At 38.2% G+C, this 24,455-nt stretch carries 18 protein-coding genes; 15 read left to right on the top strand and 3 right to left on the bottom strand.

What is annotated here, in order from left to right:
- Positions 1–29: 29 nt before the first annotated feature.
- Positions 30–2,249: a YhgE/Pip family protein gene (locus tag AC6CHV_RS16315; RefSeq protein ID WP_341333081.1), complete on the bottom strand. Its 2,220-nt coding sequence runs from the start codon at positions 2,247–2,249 to the stop codon at positions 30–32.
- 232 nt (positions 2,250–2,481) lie between these two features.
- Here AC6CHV_RS16315 and AC6CHV_RS16310 point away from each other — a divergent pair, with 232 nt between their 5' ends.
- The 14 genes from AC6CHV_RS16310 (at position 2,482) to AC6CHV_RS16245 (ending at position 20,040) form a co-directional block, all read left to right on the top strand.
- Positions 2,482–3,075, top strand: a complete 594-nt coding sequence (locus AC6CHV_RS16310; RefSeq protein ID WP_121445628.1) for a DUF5317 family protein — start codon at positions 2,482–2,484, stop codon at positions 3,073–3,075.
- Positions 3,076–3,236: 161 nt separating this feature from the next.
- Positions 3,237–5,072 (top strand): diguanylate cyclase, encoded by a 1,836-nt coding sequence (locus AC6CHV_RS16305; RefSeq protein ID WP_498079235.1) that lies wholly within the window; start codon positions 3,237–3,239, stop codon positions 5,070–5,072.
- A gap of 336 nt (positions 5,073–5,408) precedes the next feature.
- The gene (locus AC6CHV_RS16300; protein WP_121445629.1) at positions 5,409–6,434 is read left to right on the top strand and encodes a LacI family DNA-binding transcriptional regulator; all 1,026 of its coding nucleotides are present in this window, start codon (positions 5,409–5,411) and stop codon (positions 6,432–6,434) included.
- A gap of 67 nt (positions 6,435–6,501) precedes the next feature.
- Complete coding sequence (locus AC6CHV_RS16295) at positions 6,502–7,842, top strand: extracellular solute-binding protein (protein ID WP_498079234.1); 1,341 nt, start codon at positions 6,502–6,504, stop codon at positions 7,840–7,842.
- A gap of 59 nt (positions 7,843–7,901) precedes the next feature.
- A complete protein-coding gene (locus AC6CHV_RS16290) occupies positions 7,902–8,798 on the top strand; it encodes an ABC transporter permease subunit (RefSeq protein WP_498079233.1) in 897 nt (298 codons plus the stop codon).
- 15 nt (positions 8,799–8,813) lie between these two features.
- Entirely contained in the window at positions 8,814–9,638 is an 825-nt protein-coding gene (locus tag AC6CHV_RS16285; RefSeq protein ID WP_121445632.1) for a carbohydrate ABC transporter permease, read from the top strand.
- A 29-nt stretch (positions 9,639–9,667) separates the two neighbouring features.
- On the top strand, positions 9,668–12,115 hold the full coding sequence (locus AC6CHV_RS16280) for a glycoside hydrolase family 38 N-terminal domain-containing protein (protein WP_498079232.1): 2,448 nt from the start codon (positions 9,668–9,670) through the stop codon (positions 12,113–12,115).
- Positions 12,108–13,649, top strand: coding sequence for a xylulokinase (gene xylB / locus AC6CHV_RS16275; protein ID WP_498079231.1), 1,542 nt, complete (start codon positions 12,108–12,110; stop codon positions 13,647–13,649). The genes AC6CHV_RS16280 and xylB overlap by 8 nt, the downstream gene beginning before the upstream one ends.
- Positions 13,627–15,087, top strand: coding sequence for a sucrose-6-phosphate hydrolase (locus AC6CHV_RS16270; protein ID WP_498079230.1), 1,461 nt, complete (start codon positions 13,627–13,629; stop codon positions 15,085–15,087). Before xylB ends, AC6CHV_RS16270 begins: the two co-directional genes overlap by 23 nt.
- Before the next feature lie 66 nt (positions 15,088–15,153).
- A complete protein-coding gene (locus tag AC6CHV_RS16265; protein WP_498079229.1) occupies positions 15,154–15,816 on the top strand; it encodes a class II aldolase/adducin family protein in 663 nt (220 codons plus the stop codon).
- Positions 15,813–17,102, top strand: a complete 1,290-nt coding sequence (locus AC6CHV_RS16260) for a four-carbon acid sugar kinase family protein (protein WP_498079228.1) — start codon at positions 15,813–15,815, stop codon at positions 17,100–17,102. Before AC6CHV_RS16265 ends, AC6CHV_RS16260 begins: the two co-directional genes overlap by 4 nt.
- A gap of 30 nt (positions 17,103–17,132) precedes the next feature.
- Positions 17,133–17,762 carry an SIS domain-containing protein gene (locus AC6CHV_RS16255; protein ID WP_498079227.1) on the top strand — a complete coding sequence of 210 codons (630 nt, stop codon included), beginning with the start codon at positions 17,133–17,135 and terminating at the stop codon, positions 17,760–17,762.
- Positions 17,759–18,733 (top strand): ROK family protein, encoded by a 975-nt coding sequence (locus AC6CHV_RS16250; protein WP_498079226.1) that lies wholly within the window; start codon positions 17,759–17,761, stop codon positions 18,731–18,733. Before AC6CHV_RS16255 ends, AC6CHV_RS16250 begins: the two co-directional genes overlap by 4 nt.
- 266 nt (positions 18,734–18,999) lie before the next feature.
- Positions 19,000–20,040, top strand: a complete 1,041-nt coding sequence (locus AC6CHV_RS16245; protein ID WP_498079225.1) for a Gfo/Idh/MocA family oxidoreductase — start codon at positions 19,000–19,002, stop codon at positions 20,038–20,040.
- Positions 20,041–20,107: 67 nt separating this feature from the next.
- On the opposite strand, the gene AC6CHV_RS16240 is transcribed toward AC6CHV_RS16245, so the two are convergent.
- Complete coding sequence (locus AC6CHV_RS16240) at positions 20,108–21,076, bottom strand: TIM barrel protein (RefSeq protein ID WP_498079224.1); 969 nt, start codon at positions 21,074–21,076, stop codon at positions 20,108–20,110.
- A 205-nt stretch (positions 21,077–21,281) separates the two neighbouring features.
- Positions 21,282–22,079: an AraC family transcriptional regulator gene (locus AC6CHV_RS16235; RefSeq protein ID WP_121445642.1), complete on the bottom strand. Its 798-nt coding sequence runs from the start codon at positions 22,077–22,079 to the stop codon at positions 21,282–21,284.
- A gap of 176 nt (positions 22,080–22,255) precedes the next feature.
- Between AC6CHV_RS16235 and AC6CHV_RS16230 the strand changes: the two genes are divergently transcribed.
- A complete protein-coding gene (locus AC6CHV_RS16230) occupies positions 22,256–24,430 on the top strand; it encodes a glycoside hydrolase family 3 C-terminal domain-containing protein (RefSeq protein ID WP_498079223.1) in 2,175 nt (724 codons plus the stop codon).
- Positions 24,431–24,455 lie beyond the last annotated feature (25 nt).

The raw sequence follows: 24,455 nt of genomic DNA, 5'->3' as shown, positions 1-24,455 counted from the left end.
AATTAAAAGCTAAATAAAAAAATCTGGACTTAGTGAAACAGTCCAGATTTTTTTAATTTTTGTTTGATAGGGGTCCCCATTTTATTTAGCGGTTCTTTGAGCCATGCACCAATAATAACGGCTACTATCCCAAATAGGCTTAAGACTAAGATATTATTGAAGACCGTTCCCCAGACAATGCCACCTACGGCCTCCCGAATTAAACTAACTGCATACGTAAATGGAAGGTAGGGATGAATATACTGAAAAAAGTGTGGCAACAGGACAACTGGGAATGTGCCGCCGGAACTTGAGATTTGCAAAACAAGTAGCACAATCGCGAGCGCCTTTCCTACATTGCCAAGAACAGATACTAGGGTGTAGATCATCGCAACAAAGACAACACTGATAAATACACTAAACAAGATAAAATAGAAGGGAGCACTCACCTCGACTCCCAGTATCCACATATCTCCCATCGTTACGATAATGGTTTGTAAAATACCAATCACCAAAAATGTGAATCCTTTTCCAAAATACTCTTGTCTGCCAGTGATGTTCTCAACTCCGTGTGCTTCAACCGAAAGAAGTGAAATCATTAATAATCCGCCAACCCATAATGATAAGACTGTATAAAATGGAGTCATCCCAGTCCCGTAATTTGGAAGCGGGAATAGCTTGTGGGAGTCTAAAATAACAGGTTCGGCGAAGAAACCTCGTTCTGCCTCGGGGTCATTTCGCAGTAATTCGATCATGTCATTGATATCAGCTTTTTGATTGAGATCTCGTATTTTTTTGGCAAGTTCATGGACTTTTTGATTGAGATAAGGGTACTGATTTCGTGCTGCCACGATGGTGTTTTTCCCTTCTTGTAGATGATCATTCGCGTTCTTAAGGATTGTTTCGATTTGTGGTATGATTTTTTGAACTTTTACTATGATCTCTTTTGCTCCTTGTAAAACCTCTTTCATATTTTTTAACTGGGCTTGAATTCTCGGTTCAATTTCATTGTTGTATTGAGTAATGAATGTATCGATTTGATCTCTTGTGTTTGTTGAATAACTTTTGATCTCCTCTAGGCTTGGTATTTCCGCTTTGTTTTCCTGAATTATCTTCTGAATATCATTTATTTTTTGTTCTAAGGCGTCTGCGTTGGTAATCGCATTTTCTAAATTATTGTTTTGAACTATGGCTTGGTCATTGAATTGTTCTTTTAAATGATTTAGTTCATTCTGTATTTCATGTAATTGTTCATATTCTGGATGTTGCATGAGTGAATCAAGTTGACTAAAGTTGATACCCTGGCTGTATACGACGCTTTTCAAATCAGCTAGCAGGTTTTGTAGGTTATCGATATCTAATTTGGCTGCGTTGGCAGCATTCACTAATTCTGTAAGATTGACATCTACAGACTGGATATAGTCATCTACGAGATGAGTTGCATTTTGCACCTTTGTCAGATCCGCTTTTACGATAGGCGACAATTCATTAAAACGAGTTTCTGCTTTCGTTAGGAACGTATTCGCATCCTCGATTGTATGTAAGGCTTGATTCGTTTTGTCCTTTACTTTCGGAATCAATTCTTGACTATCTCGTATGACTGATTCTGCTTGAATGATATCCCTGTAAACATCGTCAAGTGTAGTTTTAATGGAAGGCAATTTTTCTTCTAATAAAAAAATAAAGGATTGAAATCGTTCAATATCTGGTAAATTTTGTTCTATTTCAGTTCCGAGTTGATTAAAAACGTCGAATATGATCCCATTTACTGTTGAAACGAACTGACTGGTAATCTGCTCGGTGATCACGGTTGCCCCTTTTTCCGTGATTTTGGGTGAAATGGCGTTGACCTTTTCATTGACATAATATTCAATAGTTGCCTTCGTAGGATTGTCACTGATGACGGTTCCAAGCTTTTTTGAAAAGTCTGAGGGGATGATCATAACTGCGTACAGGTCGCCAGACTTAACTTCCTTCATTGCTAGGTTGCGGTCAATAAAATGCCACTCAAACGAGTTGTCATTCTTTAATGTTTTCATTAAATCAGAACCAATATGAATTTCCTTGTCCTCTACTGATGCCCCTTGATCCTCACTCACAATCCCAACGGGTATTTGGTTTGTATTGCTGTATGGGTCCCATGACGCTTTAATGTTGAACCAGGCATAAAGAGAAGGAAGTAGAATAAGAGCCGTAATCACAACTGCTGCAACCCAATTTGTATACGTATTTCGGAGATCATTGAAAAAAATCATTCTGATATTTTTCATGGAGTTGTTCCTTTCTAAAAAGACGTTCCTTTTAGTAATGCCTTGAATATTTACTTATTATCAAATTCTTTTTGAAAGGCTGTTTTCATAAATTTTGTTTCCATGGGAATTTTTCCCGTAAAAGTTGAAACTTTCTGATATAATTTGTAGTATATTGGTGAAATATGGGGGTTACTCCTCGTTAGAAGCAGGAAATACGTAATTTTAAATTTAACAAATTGGTGGGTAAAAAATGGTTTTTGATGGGATTCTCATTGCGATTATTGTGGGTTTTTTTCGAAAAGGTAGTTTGCGAGGATTGGCTGATTTACAGTTAAAATTCGGATGGATTTTTCCGATTCTTGTTTTTCTGCAGTTTTTTGTTTATTTTCTACAGAATAAGTATGAAATGCTGGGGTCTCTTAGTGGCTATATTTATATGGTTGTCTATGTGATTGGGATGGCGTTTCTTTGGGTGAACCGACATAATTCTGGTTTTACTCTTATTTTAATCGGGACATTCCTAAACTTCCTTGTCATGGCTTTGAACGGAGGTAGAATGCCAGTATTAGAGTCTGCTGCAACGCTACTAGATCCGCATTACTTAGACACATTAAAAAATGAGCTTTATGCGAAACATACACTGCTCACAGAGAGTAGTAGATTAGGTTTTTTAGGTGATATAATACCTCTAACGGACCCGTATCCGCGTTCTCAAGTCATTAGTATTGGAGATGTTGTGATGAACATTGGCGTCTTCCAATTTATCCAATATTTAATGGTACATAAAAATAAACACACATCATTAGAAGATGAAACCCCTTCATTGAAGGAGGTGAAATCATGAAAACAAAAGTAACTCGTATTTTACTAAATGCAGTTATCCTTGGATCTGTTGTACTTGCTTTTACTTCTGGTTGGAAACTAGTATAAATGATTAACCTAGGAGGAGGATGTTGAATATCCAATGAGTCCTCCTCTACCTTTTAACCCGAGGGATGATAAAACATGAAATTAAACTTTAAACCCATACATGTATACACGAGCATTACCATTATAGTAGGAGTATTTTCATTCCTCTATTTTTATGATTATAATATCACCTTATCAGATTGGGTGATCATATTTGTATTAATCGGTTCTATTACTCTTTTAAACTATCATGTTATCCATATCCCGCCAAAGGATAATTCACTTTCTCTAGATTCTTCTATTTATCTCGCTAGTTTGTTTATGTATGGACTAGACGTTACCCTTTTTGTACTGGCATTGTCCAGTCTTATCTATGTTTTTGTCCAACGGAAAATAGCTTGGTGGAAGCATTTATTTAATTTCTCGATGTACAGCATTATGATTATCGCCTCCTATTTTTCACTTGTTTTTGCTGGAGGATCAGTTGGAGAAATCGATACACATCATCTGTTGCCATATATTCTATCTCTATGTACGTATTTTATTTGCAACATGCTCTTTATTATTTCTTATTTCTTTCTTTATGGTAGTGGTAGTATTGAGAACGTAATTAAAGGGGTCACTACTGATAAAACTTTTGTGATTAGTTATTTTACGACGTTGTTACTACCCTTGATTCTTGGAATTTTGCTAAAAGCAGAAGGTATATTTGGCCTTTTTTTATTCGTTTGTATTGCTTTACTGTTATCAGCTGCATTTGATCAGCATTTTAAGCTCTATCAAGAGATTTCAGATAAGGCGAATAAGGATTTCTTAACAGGTTTAAATAATCATGGCTATTTTAAAGAATTATTTGATGCTGAAATATCAAGTGCTAGGGAAAATGGAACGCCTGTCAGCTTAGCACTTTTAGATATAGATGATTTTAAAAAATATAATGATTTATATGGTCATATTCAAGGTGATCATTTACTAACATTTTTCGGTTCAATCTTAGAAGAAGAAGCAAATTCACATGACTATATCGTTGGGAGATACGGTGGAGAAGAATTTTCAATTGTCATGCCGAACACTTGTGTGGACGACGGATTAGCTTTCATTGATTCATTGCGAAAAAAAGTGAATAATAGCTACTTCAAAGGTGTAGAAGCACTTCCGTATGGCTGTCTATCTTTTTCAGCAGGCGTTGTGGAGTGGGAAAAAGGGATGTATGATGCATCCGAAATATTGAATAAAGCCGACCAAGCGATGTATTATGCGAAAGCACAAGGAAAAAACATTGTTCAGGTATTCGATGAGAATTCTCAATACTTTGCTCAAAATGCGATTAATCTCGATCAAGAGTTAACCGAAGCTGAACAACAGCTAAAGATCTTCTTATCGAAAGATGTGTACACCTATCGTCATAGTAAACGCGTCTTCCAATATGCGGTTGATTTCAGTAGTAGACTAGATTTAAGTGAATCTGAAAAGAAGACGTTAATATTAGGTGCCCTTATTCATGACATCGGTAAACTTGAGATTCCTCGTGATATTATCAATAAAAAAGGAAAACTCGAGCCTCATGAATGGGAAATGATGAAGAAACACGTAACCTGGGGGAAAGAAATTATCTCGACCAATAAAAAATTGGAGCCGTTGATTCCATTAGTCGAGCTGCATCATGAACGTTTCGATGGAAAGGGTTATCCGCATGGCCTACATGGTGAAAAAATTCCGAAACTGGCTCGCATACTATGTGTCTGCGATTCCTTTGACGCCATGACAACAGAACGCCCATACCAAAAGACAAAAACCTTCACCGAAGCCATCGACGAACTAAGACAATGCTCAGGAAGTCAATTCGATCCAACACTTGTTGAACCTTTCATCGGCATGATCGAGGAGAAATATGCAAACCAAATAAAAGAAGAACTCGTCATAAGTTCGTGAAAACCAGTGGTCGGTGGCCGCTGGTTATCTTTTTGAGGTTTTTGGGACAGAGGGACAGGTCCCTTGTCCCAGGAAAAATATGGTGGGACAAGGGACCTGTCCCTGCGACCCACCTTCGATCCATACTATTTTTGTTGACGAACTAATTTCTACCATTTATAATGGGGGTAATCAGGAAAACGTTTTCTTGAGAGAAGAATTTTAAACGTAATATAATTGAGTTTCGATGTTTTTCTACATGTTTCCCACTGATAACGTTACTAAAGTACTATGATAGTAGCATTTTTTTATAAGTAGTTAGGAAAACGTTTTCCGGCGAAGCATTATAGATAAAAAGTGGGAGGAGGGATAATTATAAAGGCGTCAATAAAGGATATTGCTAAAAAAGCAAACGTATCCGTTTCTACCGTTTCAAGAGTTCTTAATAATAGTAAGTATGTTAGTGAAGAACTGAAAGAACGGGTTTTGGCAATTGTTAAAGAAACAGGTTTTAAACCTAATTTAGTAGCAAAAGGTCTAGTAAATAAGAAGACGAATCTTATCGGTATATTAATACCAAGAATTTCGAACAATTTCTTTGCTAAGTTAATAGAAGGTACGGAAGAAGTAGCCCAAACGTATGGATACAATATTTTACTTAGTACTTCCTATAACGATCTCCAAAGGGAAATCGAATATCTAAACATTTTTGAAGACAGACAACTAGATGGTATCCTATTTTCGGTTACGGAATTTACAGAAGAACATAGGGCATTTTTTGAACGTACAACTCTTCCAACTGTCTTTATAGGACAAAAGTTAGAACAGCAGGAAAAGTACCCTTATGTGACAATTGATAATGTCAAAGCTTCCTATGAAGCTACAAAATATTTAATCAATCAAAACCATACAAAAATTGCAATTTTGGCAGGTCCGGAGTCAGACACGGCAACAGGAACTTATCGCTTGCAAGGCTATAAGGATGCTCTAGAAGAAGTAGGAATAACGGCGAATCCTTTGTGGCAGTCCATGAGATTCCATACCATTGAAGATGGTTATATTGCTACTTCAAAAATCATGTCGCAAGTCGATAAACCAACTGCAATCTTTGCCTGTTCAGATCAACAAGCTCTGGGGGCCATAAATTATTTGCATGAGTATGGATACAGAGTCCCTGAAGATATATCTGTCATGGGATTTGATGATGTAGATTTAGCGTCCATTTTCAGACCGAAATTAACGACAGTTAAACAAAATCCTGTAGATATTGGGGCAACGGCTATGCGATTGCTCATTGATCAAATGAAGAATATAGAAATTCAATCAAAAGAGAATTTTATTCCTTATCGATTAGTCGTTCGAGAGAGTACAAAGAAATTATAGCTTCCTATTTATTTAACAGATAATCGAAAACGCTTAACTTCCTGAAAACAAAAGGAGACGATGAATAATGATGAAAAAATTAGTGTTAGCAGGTATGTCAGTGATCCTTCCACTAGGATTAATAGCTTGTAGTAACGATGAGGGATCTAAAGAAAGCGCTTCAAGTGAAAATGTTTTAAAAGTAACGTACCCATCTTGGTGGGAAGACTGGTTTAAGGATCTGGAAGCTGACTTTGAAGCAGCAAATGAAGGAGTCGACGTTAAATTAGTTCCTCTTCATGATGATGTAACAACAAAACAAGCCATGATGATGAAATCTGCTGAAACAACTCCAGACGTTGCAGTAGAAGACACATTTATCTTGAATTCTGATGTTAACGCTGGTTATTTATCACCAATGGACGACATCGTCAACAACTGGGATGAATGGGAAAACTTTGAAACTACTACACATCAAGGTGTAAAAGGTCTAGATGGTAAAATCTACGGTGTTCCATTTAGTACAGATGTTCAAGGACTTTGGTATAACAAAAAATTATTAGGAGATGCTGGGCTTTCTGACTTTGCTCCGAAGTCTTGGGAAGAAGTATTAAGTGCTGCTGAAGAAGTAAAAGCGAGTGCAAGTAAAGATGTCATTCCGTTGTTTATGTACACTTCTAAAGCAACTGGAGAAGGTACGTCCATGAGAACATTCCAAGTGTTATATAGTGGAACTGGTTCTTCTCTATATGACTATGATGAGCAAAAGTGGGTTATAGACGAAAAAGCATTAACTGATACATTCGAATATATTAACAAAGTAAGTGAAAAAGAAATTGGTGCTGCACCAAGTGTTGCAGCAAACAGCCAAGTATCAAGCTTACTTGCTGAAGATTTAATGATGAATGATAAAGTAGCTATGGTGATGGATGGAAACTGGGTTGCAGGTACATGGCGTGAAGGAAGAGCTACTCCATGGCCGGAAGCTCTAGACACATGGGGATTCATTCCATTCCCAACTCAAAATGGACAAGACCCTGGTTATACTTCCATGTCAGGTGGTTGGGCACTGTCTATCCCGGCTAAAGCAAACAACAAAGATTTAGCTGCTGAGTTTATTAAAATGGCAGTTGATGCTGAACATCAACTAGAATATGTTACAAAAACTGGTGATATGACAGTTCGAACAGACGTTGCCGAAAAAGACGAGTATTTAAACCAACCACTAAGTAACTATCGCGAAGCAGGCGAAATCTTGACATATACTCATTTCCGCCCAGCGATTGATGAATATCCAGCAATCTCTACACACATTCAAGAAGTAGTGGAAAGTGTAGCAACAGGTGCAATTTCCCCTGAGCAAGCCGTGAAAAATTATGAAACTGGACTAAAACGAATTGTTGGAGAAGATAGTGTAATTAATAAATAAAAACTAAAGACCAAGTAAGTATCTTACTTGGTCTTTCATCTTCCAAAATGGGGGGAAATATGGTGGCGAAATCCAAAGAATTTAAAAAGAGTAATGGTAATTTAAGACGAGCAGCGCTATTTTTATCGCCGGCTCTAATTCTAATGATAATCTTCTTCCTGGGTCCAATTGTTATGACCTTTTTCTTCGCGTTTACAAACATGTCTCTAACTGGTGCCTCAGCTCAAAATATTGAATTTGTAGGATTCCAAAACTTTGTCAACATGTTTGAAGATCCGAACTTTAAAACATCCTTTATGGCAACAATGGTCTTCTTAATTTTCTCCGGGATTATTGGCCAGCAAGTACTTGGTTTCTTACTTGCTATCTTAATGAAAAATAAGAATAAAACCTTCCGTAAATTTGTAGGTGCAACCGTAATGGCTGGTTGGGTAACACCTGAAATTATTGTTGGGATTATGTTCGTTGCATTTTTACACGATGGTGGTACACTAAACCAATTTATTGGAGCTTTAGGTTTTGAACCGGTATCTTGGTTGTTTACCTTCCCAATGGTGTCAGTCATTATAGCAAATATTTGGCAGGGTTCTGCATTGTCGATGTTGATGTTCCAATCAGCGCTAGATAGCATTCCAAACTCCTTATATGAGGCAGCAAGGATAGATGGAGCGAATCGGTGGAAGATATTGTGGAAGATTACAATCCCAATGATTAAAAATACAGTATTTACGAATCTAGTTATTATTACACTTGGAACATTAGGTGTATTCTCCCTCATTTATACAATGACAGGTGGAGGGCCAGCAAGAGCAACATCAACATTGCCAGTTTTCATGTATGAACAAGCATTTGTTAATTACCAATTAGGTTATGGTACTGCTATTTCATTAGTCATATTACTTATCGGAATAGTTCTAAGCTTAGCTTATATTAAGCTTTTAAAGACAGATGAATAAGGGGTGCAAAAGATAATGAAATTAGAAAAATTCGGAAAAATAATACCCTATACGTTTTTATCGATCATTGCAGTTTTGTTTATAACTCCACTGCTATGGGTCATATTTGCTTCCTTTGATGCAAATGCTACGCAAGTAGTGAAGTTGCCAGAACAGTTCACGTTAAGTAATTATACAGAAGTGATTTCAAATCCAGTCAATCAAAAGGCCTTTTTAATTGGTATCTTCCTATCCGGAGGACAAACAATATTAGTCGTTATTTTGTCTATGTTAGCAGCATATCCACTATCTCGATATCCATTTAAAAATAAGCAAAAGTTAATGATGATGATTTTATTTATGACATCACTACCAATTACTGCAGTAATGGTACCTGTATATCAACTGTTTCTATTTCTAGATTTACAAGATTCATTATTTGGTACTTTGATGTTCTTAACAGCCTCTCAATTACCGTTTGGGATATGGTTGATGAAAAACTTTATCGATGGTGTTCCGGTCGAACTCGAAGAAGCAGCATGGATTGACGGAGCAGGCATTATAAAGGGAATACGTAAAGTAATTGCACCATTAATGATTCCAGGAATCTTTACAGTTAGTATTTTTACATTCATTGGTAGCTGGGGGAACTTCTTTGTTCCATATATTTTATTACAAACACCTGAAAAACTACCAGCATCTGTTACAATCTTCCAATTCTTTGGTCAGTACGGTTATGCAGCATACGGTCAGTTAGCCGCATACTCCATTCTATATATGTTACCAACATTTGTCCTTTACTATTTTGCACAAAATCATATGTCAAAAGGATTCAATATGGGTGGCGCAGCAAAAGGGTAAGGGTAGAGTAAACACAAGGAGGTACCAGCATGAAAAAAATGTATATGATTGGAAATGCCCATTTAGATCCCGTTTGGTTATGGCAATGGCAGGAAGGATTTCAAGAAACGAAAGCCACTTTTCGCTCAGCATTAGATCGAATAAAAGAATATGATGACTTTATTTTCACTTCAAGTTCAGCAGCCTTTTATGAGTGGATTGAAAAAAATGAACCTTCCATGTTCGAGGAAATTAAAGTACGGATTCAGGAAGGACGATGGATCATTTGTGGTGGTTGGTGGATTCAACCGGACTGTAATATCCCAAGTGGAGAATCTTTCGCAAGACAAGGATTGATTGGTCAGAGGTATTTTAGAGAAAAATTCGGTGTAACTGCTAAAGTTGGATACAATGTAGACAGTTTTGGTCATAATGGAAACTTACCTCAAATTTTGCAAAAGTCTGGTATGGATGCTTACGTTTTTATGCGTCCTAATCCGGAGGAAAAAGGATTGCCAGGCCGATTATTCCTATGGGAATCAAATGATGGCTCTCGTGTCAAAGCCTTCCGAATTCCATTTGAATATTGCACGTTTGACCATTTAGAAAACCACATTATGCATTGTAAAACAGAATTGAAAAATTCATTCGATCATCTTATGTGTTTTTATGGAGTTGGAAACCATGGTGGTGGACCGACAAAAGTAAATATTGAAACAATAAGAGAATTAGATCAAACAATGGAAGATACTGCATTAACATTCAGCTCACCAAATGAGTTTTTCGAGGATGTATCTTTAATAGAAAACAAACTTCCTATTGTTCATGATGACTTACAGCACCATGCAAGTGGTTGCTATGCTGTTCATTCAGAAGTGAAAAAATATAATCGTCTTTCAGAGAATTTACTGATAGCAGCTGAGAAGTTTTCAACTGTTGCGAATCAATTAACGAATCAAAGTTACCCAACTGATTTTAATCAAGCTTGGAAGGGTGTTTTGTTTAACCAATTTCATGACATTTTAGCGGGTACTAGCATCGAGGCAGCCTATCATGATGCACGAGACTTATACGGTGAAGCGAATAGTATTTCTTCAAGAAACTTAAACTATGCGTTGCAATCGATTAGCTGGAATATTGATATCAAAGAAGAAAAAGACATGAAACCAATTGTGGTATTTAATCCACATTCTTGGCCAGTTCGAACACCTGTTGAAATTGAGCATGGAATATTTGTGAACTACACGTTACCAGAGGAATTTATGATTGAAGACGTACACGGTAATGAAGTACCTTATCAAATTGTTGATCCAGTTGCGAAAATACCTAACAGAAAACGAGTTGTCTTTTTAGCGGATATACCACCTCTAGGGTACAGCACGTACAAACTAAGAGCAGTAAAGCCGAAAAATAGCTTTGAATCAATGCAAATTGAAGATTTCACAATGGAGAATGAGCGATTAAAGGTAGTAATAGATCCAATTACCGGTGGAATGAGTAGTCTATATGACAAAGAAAAGGATATTGAAGTGTTTAAAGATCATGGTGCACTTCCTGTTGTGATCAATGATTTATCAGATGCATGGGGACATGGTCAGCTGCGCTTTGATGACAAGATTGGAACCTTTAAACCGGTTAAAGTGAAAAAAGTAGAAGATGGTCCCGTAAGAGGGGTTATCCGTGTCATTAGTGAATATGAAAAATCTACGCTTGTACAAGACTTTATCCTTTACAAACAACTACATAAAGTGGAAGTAAAGGTAAAAGTGAATTGGCAGGAAAAGTACAAAGCGTTAAAAATACAGTTCCCAGTTTCTTTCAGCCAGCGAAAAGTAACGTATGAAATTCCATTTGGACAGATCACAAGGGAAGCAAATGGAGAAGAAGAGCCGATGCAAAACTGGGTTGATGTTACGGGAACGATCAATAAAGAAAAGAAGGATATATATGGCTTAAGCATTTTAAATGATAGTAAGTATAGTGCAGCTGCGACTGGAAATACCATTCATTTAACGGTATTGCGCAGCCCAATTTACGCTCATCATATTCCGTTTGAGCCAGATTTAGAAGATGATTATCCAATCATCGATCAAGGTATACAAACTTTTACGTACACATTACTACCTCATGAAAATGGCTTTGAGGAAGCGAATACTGTACAACATGCATGGGAGTTAAATCAAAAGGCACAGGTCATTGTTGAAACGTATCATCAAGGATCATTACCACAGGAAGATAGTTTTATTTCGATTGATCAACCTAATGTCATTCTATCTTCGATGAAACATGCCGAAGACGGGGATGGTGTAATCGTTAGACTATATGAAACGAATCACCAGGATACAGTTGCGCACCTGGAGTTACCTCTTTGGGACCGCAGTGTAACCTTACACTTCGGAAGATCAGAAGTAAAAACAATCTTTATACCATTTGATACAAGTCAATCCATATACGAAACAAATCTGATTGAAGATAAACTTGGTGAGGAAAATGAGTAACTATTTAGGGATTGATCTAGGAACGTCATCTGTAAAATGTTTAATAACAGATCATAACGGACAAGTAGTAGCGAGTAGCGTGAGAACCTATCAGGTTCTTACGCCTCAACCTATGTGGCATGAGCAAGATCCAAATGAGTGGCTAGAGGCATTAAAGAAAGCGTTGCATGACATCGAAAAAGACGATAATCAAATTTTACAACAGGTTACATCCCTTGCCATCACAGGACAAATGCATGGGATTGTTCCTGTTAATCACAACTTGGAACCTATCTATCATTCCATTATTTGGTCAGACCAACGGAATAAAGAGGAATTAGCTCTTATTAAGGAGCGCTTACCTTTAGAAAAATGGGTTGAAATAACGGGGAATCATCCGAATATTAGCTTTACTCTGGGGAAAATTTTATGGTTTAAAAAACATCAACCCGACCTGTATCAAAACACATATAAGTTTTTGCTTCCAAAAGACTTTATCCGTTTGAACTTAGCAGGTGTTGTTGATACAGACGAATCGGATGCGTCTGCTACCTTAATGATGGATTTAGCAACAAAAAATTGGTCATCAGAGATTGTGGAACTTTTCCAATTAGATCAAGACAAACTTCCCCCAATTGTACCCTCTACCCATGTATCTGGAACTGTAACGAAAGAAGCAAGTACTCTTTACGCGTTAAAGGAAGGATTACCAGTGATTTGTGGATGTGGAGATGCTCAGGCACAAGCGATTGGGAACGGGATCGTCAATGAAAAGGCGTGGCTTTGTACGATTGGGACGAGTGGGCAGCTTTTTGTTAGTTCGGATAAGTTGAAAATGGTGAAAGATGGATCTGTTCATACATTAGCCCATGGCGATTCTGAAAAATATGTCATGATGGGTGCCACTTTATCGGCAGGAAATTCTTTTAAGTGGTTTAAAGAAAAGGTTTTAGATAGTACCTATGATTTTGGACACTTATTAGATCTGGCGAGTGACATTGTGCCCGGAGCGAATAAGCTCATATTTTTACCCTATTTAAATGGTGAACGAACGCCCCATATGGATGAAAATGCAAAAGGGACATTTATTGGGCTAACATCAGAGCATACAAAAGCGGAAATGGCGCGCTCCATTGTTGAAGGCGTTTTATTTTCATTGTATGAAGCTTTTTGTTTGATTCAGCAACGAATGGAGTCTTCTCCAGATTACATTGTCTTAACCGGAGGGGCAGCAGAGCACCCAGTTTGGTTAACAACCGCAGCGAATCTATTTAATCTACCAATTGTGAGGAAAAACAGTAGAGGTGGAGGGGCCTATGGTGCAGCGATGCTTGCTGCAGTAGGAGTAAAAGACTTTGCTAGTTTAGATGATCTCTCCAAACAATGGGGATTGCAAGAGATAGAGGAGATTTATCAACCTGACTCTACTAAACACTCCACATATCAACAGTTATTTTCCATCTATCAAAAATGCTATCAATCTTTAAAAACCATCTACGAGGACTTAGAACATTTTGGAGGAATAAACTACGATGACAATACAAAAAACACATGAACAACTTATAAAAGAAGCACATGAATTAAGTTTACGTGAAGGGGAAATAGGAAAAAATAACCCCCATCGTTTAGCTTTTCATTTGGATCCTCCATCTAACTGGATGAATGACCCAAATGGATTAGTTTATTTTAATGATGAGTATCACGTATTTTATCAGTTTACTCCTGATCAACCAGAAACAGGTTTGAAATTTTGGGGACATTTTAGAAGTATAGACCTTATCAACTGGGAATTGCTGCCGCCTGCTATTGCGCCTGGCGAAGAATATGACTTGGACGGTTGTTGGTCAGGGTCGGCAGTTGCGAATAATGATGAGTTAACATTAATCTACACGGGTCATGTTGATAATAAATCACCAAAAGAGGTTCAGTGTGTTGCTACTAGTACAGACGGGGTTCATTTTACAAAGCATCAAGCAAACCCTGTCGTTGCAGGACCACCTCCTGGCTTTTCTGAAGACTTCCGTGATCCGAAAGTATGGAAGCATGACAACAGTTGGTACATGGTTGTTGGGAATGGTCTGAATGGGAATGGCCAAGTCTTACTCTACCAATCTTCTAATCTAGTAGATTGGACATATTTAGGTGTCATGGCTGAAGGTGATGGAACACAAGGTTTTATGTGGGAATGTCCCGACTTAATTAATCTTGGGGAAAAGGACGTTCTTATTTTATCGCCAGAAGGTATGGACAATATTAAACATAAGAGCATCTATAAAGTCGGCACCATGAATTATGAAACAAATAAATTTGAAGATGAGCAGTTAGCGATGATTGATTATGGTTCTGACTTTTATGCGCCTCAAACATTGAAAGATGGGAAAGGCAGAACGATTATGTTTGGATGGATGAACCTATGGGAATCGAGTATGCCGACTCGAAAGGATCGTTTTGTAGGGTCACTTACCATACCTAGAGAACTTAAACTTAATGATGAAAACAAATTGATCCAAATCCCGGTAGAAGAGTTGAAGCAATTACGAAAGAATGTAAATCATTTTGATTTGAAGGTAAACGAGGAAATGATCCTCGATGACGAAGTTAAAGTTGGGGAGATTGAAGCAACCTTTACGATTTCGGGTGAATCAAAGCGATTTGGTCTAAAAGTAAGATGCTCCGAAGATGAAGAAACAATTGTCGGGATTGATGTAGAACGCAATGTATTATTTATTGATCGTAAGAAATCTGGTGAGGGCGATACTTCCATGATGGAAGCGCCGATTACTATTAAAGATAATCAATTAAGCTTACGTTTGTTCATCGATCGTTCTTCTCTTGAAGTCTTTGCTAACGATGGGGAAACAGCTGTAACCACTAGAATTTATCCGAAGCAAACAAGTCAAAACGTAAAGTTATTCTCAGAAAACGAAATTGATGTGGACCTCAATATCTATGAATTAGAGGACAAGATGACAAATAAGAAGGTTATCCTGTAGAAGAACGCGACAGTATTTTACGTAGAGTTACAAAATCATATTATGAGTTAATAAGGAGATGTGCTTATGAACAATTATGATGCTTTAGCTTCTGATTTAATCAAGACCACTAAATATATGTTTGAGAACAAGCTTGCTTGGGGAAATTCCGGTAATATTAGCGCACGTACATCTGAGAATCATTTTCTGATTACGAAAAGTGGAACATATTTAGGAGAATTAACCCCTGAAGACTTTATCGAATGGGAAATCGGCAAGGAAATCGATCGCTCACAAAAGGATCGTCCTTCTAAAGAGGTTCCTATGCATCAGGCAATTTATGAAAGACGTCCGGAAATTAACGCTGTAATTCATGCATCTCCTTTGTATAGTACGTTAGCTGCTTGTACGACAATGGACATTGCTGCGAATAGTTTTATAGAAGGAATGTACTACTTAGAACGGATAGAACGAATCCCTTATGCACATCCAGGCTCAAAAGAACTTGGAGAGTTTGTTTATGAAAAAGCCAATAAAACCAATATCATCCTATTAGAAAATCATGGAGTCCTTGTGTACGATACATCCCTGCAAGAAGCAAAAATGGCACTTCATACATTAGAATTTGCATGTGAAATGGCCATTTTAAGTGAAAAAAGCGGGTTGCCAATTCAAAATCTCCCAGAACATATCGTCCATGATTTTCTTCATCATGCAGGCTACAAACCGAAAAGGAATTGGGAAAAATGATTGGAATTGTTGCTGACGATATAACAGGTGCAAATGATATTGGGATTATGTATAAGAAAGCTGGCCTATTAACGGATGTGTATCCGTATGAGTATAGCCATGACCTCTCGCATAGAAGAATACTGCCAGAGGTTGCTGTAATTGATACGAATAGTCGGTTAGATTCGAAGGAAGAAGCCTACGATAAAGTATTTGAAAGTACGAAACGATTAAAGGAACTAGGTTATAAGCAATTTTTTAATAAAACATGTTCTGTTTTTAGAGGGAATATTGGGGCAGAATTTGATGCGATGCTTGATGCTTTAAATGAATCATTCGCCGTTGTCGTATTAGGATTTCCAAAGAACGGAAGAACGACGATTCACCAACAGCATTATGTGTACGGGAAGAAGTTAGACGAATCAAATTTCCGAAACGACCCTGTTCATCCAATGACAGAATCGAATATTGTGGATATTTTAAAAACCCAAACAACCCGAGCGGTAGACCATGTTGATATTTCTGTCATTCGAGAAGGCTATGAGGCTATTAAAAAAGAGATTCAACGCAGACGTAACGATTGTCATTATTTAATTCTAGATGTAGAAGACCAACTATCATTGGAGGAAATCGCTAAAGCAATCATTGATGAGAAGGTCATTGCTGGTGCTTCGGGTGTAGCAGAAGAACTTGCACGAGTAAGTTCACCTATAAATGGTAATGAGCAGGATTTGATCCAGCCAGCCCAATATAATCAAGAGAATGTAGGCATTTTATGTGCTGCCGGTAGCTTGACTCCTCAAACCTTTGGACAAGTTGCGTTTATAAAAGAACAGGGTATTTCTTATAGAGAAATGGATACGACCAAGCTATTTAGTGATGATAAAGTAACATACTTAAAGGGACTTATTCAACATTTGACTGAAACTGTAACTGCTGGAAAAGATGCATTAGTTTATGCTTCCAATCAACCGGAATTGGTTGCTAAGACGAAGGAAATTGGAAAGGCAAAAGGCTTCAGTAATGAAGAGATTTCTAGAGTTGTTTCCAATTCCCTTGCCGGTGTAGTGGCATCTGTAGTCAAGCAGACAGGTGTCGAGCGTATTTTATTAGCCGGTGGCGAAACCTCAGCATCTATTTGTCAGAAACTGGGCATTAAGGGCTTGCGAGTGCATGAGGAAATTGAGCCGGGACTACCTTCTTGTATTAGTATCGAGAAGCCCCATTACGTACTCGTATTAAAATCAGGAAGCTTTGGCGGAGTGGACTTTTTTGAAAAGGCTTTAAACCACTTGAAAGAATGTTAATCTCAAAATGAAAGAAATGAGGCTGTTACGATGACGAAACATTATTTAGAGCAACTGGTGAATCATTATCCTGAATTAGATTCCTGTATTCATGATGTCGAAAAGGCATACGAAACAATTAAAGCTAGCTATGAAAACAACGGAAAACTACTACTAGCTGGTAATGGTGGAAGTGCAGCTGACTGTGAACATATTGTTGGGGAATTAATGAAAGGATTTGTGTCTTCGAGAAAATTACCAGAAGAGGAACTTGAGCGTTTAAACGAAGCCGGTGATGATGGGTCAATTGGAATGCACTTACAAGGAGCCTTGCCAGCAATTTCCCTCGTAAGCCATTCAGCATTAATGACTGCTTTTTCAAATGACGTTGCACCAGAGCTAGTATTTGCACAGCAAGTGTATGGCTATGGAAAAGAGAATGATATATTTCTAGGGATCAGTACTTCTGGAAACTCAAAAAATATTATTCAAGCGGCAATTGTTGCAAAAGCAAAGGGATTAAAAACGATTTGTTTAACTGGAAAATCTGGAGGGCAATTAAAAGATATTTGCGATGTAACGATCCAAGTTCCTTATGAAGAAACCTATCGAATTCAAGAGCGTCATTTACCTGTTTACCATACGCTTTGTTTAATGTTAGAGGAGGAATTTTTCGGATGAAAAAGGTACTAGCTGGGTTTGATATCGGTGGAACAAAATGTGCTGTCGTATTAGGTGAAGAAGGACAAGACCAAACCATCCAATTGTTGAAACGTCGTTCATTCCCAACTCCTACCAATCCTCATGATGCAATCAATAAATTAATGAACGAGTTATCATACATGATCGAAGAGGAGAATGTGTCACTAGAAGCAATCGGAATTAGTTGTGGTGGTCCTTTAGATAGTAAAAGGGGTCTTATTCTTTCCCCTCCAAACCTCCCCAATTGGGATCGGATCGATATTTTTACGCCTATTAAGGAGACGTTCAATGTACCTGTTGCCATGCAGAATGATGCAAACGCATGTGCATTAGCTGAATGGCAGTGGGGAGCAGGAGTAGGGTGTCAAAATATCATATTTTTAACATTTGGAACAGGAATGGGTGCAGGCCTCATTTTAAATGGTCAGTTGTATTCAGGAACGAATGATATGGCTGGTGAAGTTGGCCATATTCGATTAGAGGATGACGGTCCGGTTGGCTATGGAAAAACAGGTTCCTTCGAAGGCTTTTGTAGTGGAGGGGGAATTGCACGTCTTTCACAAACGAAGGTTAAGGAATATTTGGAAGCTGGGAATGCGACAATCATTTGTTCAGATGTAAATAACCTTGAAAAAGTAACGGCAAAATCAGTTGCAGAAGCGGCTTTAAAGGGGGATGAACTCGCCCTTGAGATTTATCGAATCGTTGGTAAAAAACTTGGAAAAGGTATTAGTATTTTGTTAGATATATTGAATCCCGAAAAAGTGATTATTGGAAGTATTTATGCCCGACAGGAGGGGCTGTTGAGGGATTATATGTTTACCGAAATAAAAAAAGAAGCATTGCCACATACTGTTCAGGCATGTTCCATTGAAGCTGCAAAACTTCAGGAAACAGTAGGGGATTTAGCTTCCCTGTCTGTCGCAAAATATGCTGTAAATGGGAAATAAAAAAGTGATGATGTTTCCTTCTAGTTATAGCGTAAAGGGAATTAGGGATTTGAGAAAGTGTACCCCGTGGACAAGTTGATGAATCATGGGAGGGAGATCTCCTCCCCCCTTTTTTTATCTTCTTTCAGTGCATCATCCCTATTGCTCTAGTGTTATCTGTTCCAACAATGTTGAATGAATATTCTTGCAGGACAATATATTTTAGAAAGGTTTGCTTGCAAGTACCTTAAGGAAATAACCATTAAACTTAGAAAGGAAGATAATCTATGAAAAAACTGAAAGTAGGGATTATTGGGAGCGGGGGCATTGCCCAATCGCAGCATATTCCGAACTATTTAAAATGCTCGGATGATGTAGAAATTGTTGGGGTTTGCGATATCAACATTGAAAAGGCAAAAGAATGTGCAGAAAAATGGGGAATTCCAAACTATTACAGTGATTACGAAACAATGCTTAGTGAGCTAGAGATAGATGCAGTTAGTGTTTGCACACCTAACAAATTCCATGCTGAGATTACAAAAGCGGTATTAAAGGCCGGGTGCCATGTAATATGTGAAAAGCCTCCTGCAATCAGTGTTCAAGAAGCGGAGGAAATGGCTCAAACAGCTAAAGAAGCAAATAAGTTTCTAACCTTTGGCTTCCATTTTAGACACTCCCCTGAAGTTTGCCTTTTAAAGGAGTATATCGATAATAATGAATTTGGATCCATCTATGCCGCTCGGGCAACGGCGATGCGAAGAAGAGGAATCCCAGGGTGGGGAGTTTTCACTAATAAAGAGCTGCAGGGCGGAGGGGCTCTCATTGATATTGGTGTACATATGCTTGATACAGCTCTTTATTTAATGGGATACCCAGAACCAGATACGGTTTTAGGAGTTACCTATCAAAAAATAGGAAATAAAAAAGGTGTCGGGCTAATGGGAGATTGGGATTGGGAAAACTTCTCGGTTGAAGATTTTAGCCGTGGATTGATTGTTTTTAAAGATGGCTCTTCAATCTCATTGGATGCCGCCTTTGCAGCGAATGTTGAAAAGGATGACGTTATGCAAGTTTCGATTATGGGGGATAAGGGTGGAGCAGATGTATTTCCAGTGAAAATCTTCCAAGAGAAATATTACTCGTTACTTGATACTACACCAGCATACATGCCAAAAACAGATTACCATGAAACACAATTTAGAAGATTTGTAGATTGCTGTATTCATGGCATTGAGCCAATTAGCAAACCGGAAGAAGCAGTGATCCTTCAAAAAATAATAAACGGATTATATGAATCCGCCTCAACCGGAGAAGCTGTAAAGATTTAGGGACAAAGGGACAGGTCCCTTGTCCCAGAAAGAATATGGTGGGTCAAGGGACCTTTCTTTAGTTGTCCTAAGCCCACCACATTTGGGAGCTAGGTTGTTCGATTAATACAGTTTTTAGATTGGATACTGCACGTTGAAATCCTTCTTCAATCGACATAATTGGGTCTTCGTGTTCGATGCTGACCACATAGTCATAGCCGTATGTACGAAGTGCGCTCATCATATCAGACCATTCGCTAAGGCTATGGGCACAGCCGACTGAACGGAAGGTCCAAGCACGCGTACGTACATCTCCATATGGTTGCATATCTGTTAAACCGTACATATTTACATTGTCTTGATCAATATAAGTGTCTTTTGCATGGAAATGATGGATCGCGTTTTCCTTTGCAAGTATTTTAATTGCGGCTACTGGATCAATACCTTGCCACCATAAATGGCTTGGATCTAAATTCGCACCAATTGCGTCACATGTCTCTTTACGTAATTTCAACAATGTGTAAGGGGTATGGACTAAAAAGCCACCATGGAGTTCAAGGCCAATTTTTACTTGATGCTCTTGAGCAAATTGTCCAACTTCCTTCCAATATGGGATGAGCTTTTCTTCCCATTGCCACTTCAACACATCGCTATATTCATTTGGCCATGCAACTACAGGCCAATTTGGGTATTTGGCTCCCTCATGGTCCCCAGCCGTACCGGAAAAACAGTTGACGACAGGCACATTCATAAGGGAAGCTAACTTAATTGTTTTTAATAGCGTTTCATGGCAGCGATCAGCAAATTCTTTATCAGGTGAAATCGGGTTACCGTGACAGCTGAATGCACTAATTGTTAATCCACGATCCTGCACCTTCTTCAAGTACTCGTTTCTTGCCGTTTCACTTTCTAATAATCCCTCTAAATCACAATGTTTGTTCCCTGGGTAGCCGCCCGTCCCAATCTCAACTGCATGAAGTCCAGCTTCTTTTACAGTATCCAACATTTCTTCAAAGGATTGATCTGCAAACAATACGGTAAATACACCAAGTTTCATAGCAAACTTCCTCCACTTCTTTAGATTTAGATTTAATCAATTGCATGATTCCATCTTAGCTTATCTCTCGGTGGAAAAATATAGATAATCTCATTAAAAACATCTACTATTTTGCTAGATTTAGATGGATCAAAAAACAAAACGAAAGGGGGAGCAAACACATAGAATCACCCTCGATTTTAGAGTGCCTTACCTCTTGATGTAATCAAACTTTGGAGAAATAGTCCGTTGGAGAGGTGCCATATTTTCTTTTGAATATCCGATGAAAGTAGTTATAACTCCCGAATCCGGATAATTCAGCAATTTGCGCTAAGGTCATATCGCTATTTTGAATCAATTTGGTTGCGGTATTTAGTCTGATTTCCATTGCATATTCAATGATTGTTTTCCCGAATTGTTCTTTGAAAAGGTGTGAAGCACGAGAGACACTAAAGCTAACATGATTGGCTACATCTTCAACTTTAAATGGCTGGTTCGCATGCTCTTCAATATAGCTTTTCATCGCTTGTACGGGAAGTGTTAGCTGATTACTGAATAGATCTGTATCTTTTATCAAAATATCAATCGATAAGCACTGTGCTCGTAGCAGATAATCAAGCAATTCTTCGTTTTTTTCATAGATTCGTCGCTTTTCAATATTCATTTGTCGCCAAAGCAAAAGGAACTTTTGGGTATTATGGATATGAACGATTGTCGGTCTTTTTCTTCTTTCCCACCACTCATCTAACCATGGCCCTCTGCACATAATGAAATAATCTCCGCTACCTATAGATGTGATTCCTGATTGGTTCGCCACCTCATCGATGAGGATTTCACAGGAATCTCCGGGTTTACATAGCAACAAGTCCCCCGGCGCTAATTCAACAGTCTCCTGGTTAATCTTTGCCAAACTATGTCCTTCGGTTTGCAAACGAAAAAAATAGCTCTCTAGTCCATTTCTCCAGTTAAAGTGTTTCCTCTCTGTATGGTATGAATACTCACAAAGAATCAGTTCATTTTTCATTCAATCACCAGACTCCTAGCAGAATTGTATATAACAATTATACTCATTGTGACTAGTAACTTAAAGAATATAATTCATATTATTAGCAGAATCGTTCATGGGCTAATTCATGACATTTTATTAAAATGAAAGGTATAAACAATGACACAACATCGGACTAACTGGAGGTTATCATAATGGAAAAAATTCCAGCCTATAAAAATGAGAATTTGAGTTTTGAGGAGCGTGCGAAGGATCTTGTTTCAAGAATGACGATAAGAGAAAAAGCTTCGCAAATGATACATAAATCATGTGCCATTCCTAGATTAGGAATTCCGTCTTACAATTGGTGGAATGAAAGTCTTCATGGTGTAGCAAGAGCAGGTGTTTCAACGATGTTTCCGCAAGCGATTGGAATGGCAGCATCATTTGATGAAACATTGTTGCATAAGGTGGCAGATATCATTGCTACGGAAGGAAGAGCGAAACACCATGAATTTGCAAGGAAAAATGATCGTGGTATATATAAAGGACTAACGTTTTGGGCACCTAATATTAATATATTTAGAGACCCAAGATGGGGACGGGGTCACGAGACTTATGGAGAAGATCCATATTTATCAGGAAGACTTGGTGTTTCCTATATTAAAGGACTACAAGGGGATGACCCTAAATATATGAAAGGGGCTGCTTGTGCAAAACACTTTGCCGTTCATAGTGGTCCAGAAGAAGAAAGGCATTCATTCAATGCTGAAGTAAATAAGAAAGATTTATATGAAACTTACCTTCCTGCATTCAGAGATTGTGTAAAAGAGGGTAAAGTGGAGTCTATTATGGGTGCTTACAATCGTGTAAACGGAGAACCTTGTTGTGGAAGTGAAACATTGCTACAACAAATTCTAAGAGAAGAGTGGGGATTTGAGGGGCATGTCGTTTCGGATTGTTGGGCGATTGTCGATTTCCATGAAAGTCATGGTGTAACTAGCTCTCAATTAGAATCAGCTGCATACGCCCTTAATAATGGGTGTGATCTGAATTGCGGTTCGATGTACAAATACCTTGTTGAAGCATATGAGGAAGGGCTGATTTCCGAAGAAGCAATCGACCGTGCTGTAATAAGGTTGATGATGACTCGGTTTAAATTGGGTATGTTTGATGATCAGGCAAATGTACCATACGCAAGTATTCCTTATGAAATGAATGATAGCCCTGAGCACAATGAATATGCATTAGAAGTTGCGAAAAAGAGTATGGTTCTCCTAAAAAATGATAATCAAATCCTTCCATTAAATAAGGATGAGATTAAAAATATTGCAGTGATTGGGCCGAATGCAGATAGCAGAGCAGCACTTGTTGGAAACTATGAAGGAACAGCATCTGAATATGTGACTGTGTTGGAAGGGATTCGAGAAGCTACGAAAGGTAAAGCAAGAATCTTCTATGCGGAAGGCTGCGAACTTTATAACAAGAAAAAGAGTTCATTGGATCAACCGAAGGATAGAATTGCTGAAGCGATTTCAGCAGCCGAAAGATCTGATGTAGTAATCATGTGTTTAGGGCTCGATGCAACAATAGAAGGCGAAGAAATGCATGAATCCAATGCATTTGGAAGCGGTGATAAGAAGAATCTAAACCTGCCGGGGTTACAACAGGAATTGTTAGAGACTATCTATGAAACTGGTAAACCAATTATTTTAGTGCATCTTTCAGGAAGTGCGATTGCATTAAACTGGGCTGATCAACATGTGCCTGCCATTGTCCAGGCTTGGTACCCAGGGGCGCAAGGAGGAAGGGCTATTGCGTCTTTACTATTTGGTGAATACAGCCCGTCAGGAAAGCTGCCCGTTACTTTTTATAAGAGTAGTGAAGAGCTTCCTGATTTTAAAGACTATTCGATGAGAAATCGGACTTATCGTTACATGCAGAATGATGCCTTATATCCATTTGGTTATGGGTTGAGCTATACTCAATTTTCCTATGATAAAAAGGAACTAGAAAAGTTTGAGATTACCCCAGGTGAAGACATAACATTTGAGATAACGGTTAAGAATACAGGATCAAGGGATTCAGAAGAAGTAGTACAAATGTATGTGAAAGACATCGAATCTTCCATAGAAATACCAAAGTGGCAATTAAAAGGGTTTGAAAAGGTGTCTCTTGCAGCAGGAGAAGAAAAAGTTGTGAATATGACACTTTCTCCAAGAGACATGGCGCTCATCAACGAACAAGGCGAGCGAATCTTAGAGCCTGGGGAATTTGAAGTGTATATCGGGGGAAGTCAGCCTGATCAAAGAAGTTTAGCATTAACAGGAACAGACGTTGTAAAGTATGTCTTTGAGGTAACGGGACAAGTCACTAAATTAGACTATTAACAATGAATAACCCCTACATAGCAAA

The sequence above is a fragment of the Ferdinandcohnia sp. GQ5 genome, from assembly GCF_059759275.1.
Note: the sequence above shows the minus strand (reverse complement) of the source record. Positions and strands in the feature narration are given on the sequence as shown.

Bases quoted from the DNA above. Each gene is read 5' to 3' on its own strand.
- AC6CHV_RS16315 (WP_341333081.1), bottom strand. From the start codon at position 2,249: ATGAAAAATATCAGAATGATTTTTTTCAATGATCTCCGAAATACGTAT.
- AC6CHV_RS16310 (WP_121445628.1), top strand. From the start codon at position 2,482: ATGGTTTTTGATGGGATTCTCATTGCGATTATTGTGGGTTTTTTTCGA.
- AC6CHV_RS16305 (WP_498079235.1), top strand. From the start codon at position 3,237: ATGAAATTAAACTTTAAACCCATACATGTATACACGAGCATTACCATT.
- AC6CHV_RS16295 (WP_498079234.1), top strand. From the start codon at position 6,502: ATGATGAAAAAATTAGTGTTAGCAGGTATGTCAGTGATCCTTCCACTA.
- AC6CHV_RS16290 (WP_498079233.1), top strand. From the start codon at position 7,902: ATGGTGGCGAAATCCAAAGAATTTAAAAAGAGTAATGGTAATTTAAGA.
- AC6CHV_RS16285 (WP_121445632.1), top strand. From the start codon at position 8,814: ATGAAATTAGAAAAATTCGGAAAAATAATACCCTATACGTTTTTATCG.
- AC6CHV_RS16280 (WP_498079232.1), top strand. From the start codon at position 9,668: ATGAAAAAAATGTATATGATTGGAAATGCCCATTTAGATCCCGTTTGG.
- xylB (WP_498079231.1), top strand. From the start codon at position 12,108: ATGAGTAACTATTTAGGGATTGATCTAGGAACGTCATCTGTAAAATGT.
- AC6CHV_RS16270 (WP_498079230.1), top strand. From the start codon at position 13,627: ATGACAATACAAAAAACACATGAACAACTTATAAAAGAAGCACATGAA.
- AC6CHV_RS16265 (WP_498079229.1), top strand. From the start codon at position 15,154: ATGAACAATTATGATGCTTTAGCTTCTGATTTAATCAAGACCACTAAA.
- AC6CHV_RS16260 (WP_498079228.1), top strand. From the start codon at position 15,813: ATGATTGGAATTGTTGCTGACGATATAACAGGTGCAAATGATATTGGG.
- AC6CHV_RS16255 (WP_498079227.1), top strand. From the start codon at position 17,133: ATGACGAAACATTATTTAGAGCAACTGGTGAATCATTATCCTGAATTA.
- AC6CHV_RS16250 (WP_498079226.1), top strand. From the start codon at position 17,759: ATGAAAAAGGTACTAGCTGGGTTTGATATCGGTGGAACAAAATGTGCT.
- AC6CHV_RS16245 (WP_498079225.1), top strand. From the start codon at position 19,000: ATGAAAAAACTGAAAGTAGGGATTATTGGGAGCGGGGGCATTGCCCAA.
- AC6CHV_RS16240 (WP_498079224.1), bottom strand. From the start codon at position 21,076: ATGAAACTTGGTGTATTTACCGTATTGTTTGCAGATCAATCCTTTGAA.
- AC6CHV_RS16235 (WP_121445642.1), bottom strand. From the start codon at position 22,079: ATGAAAAATGAACTGATTCTTTGTGAGTATTCATACCATACAGAGAGG.
- AC6CHV_RS16230 (WP_498079223.1), top strand. From the start codon at position 22,256: ATGGAAAAAATTCCAGCCTATAAAAATGAGAATTTGAGTTTTGAGGAG.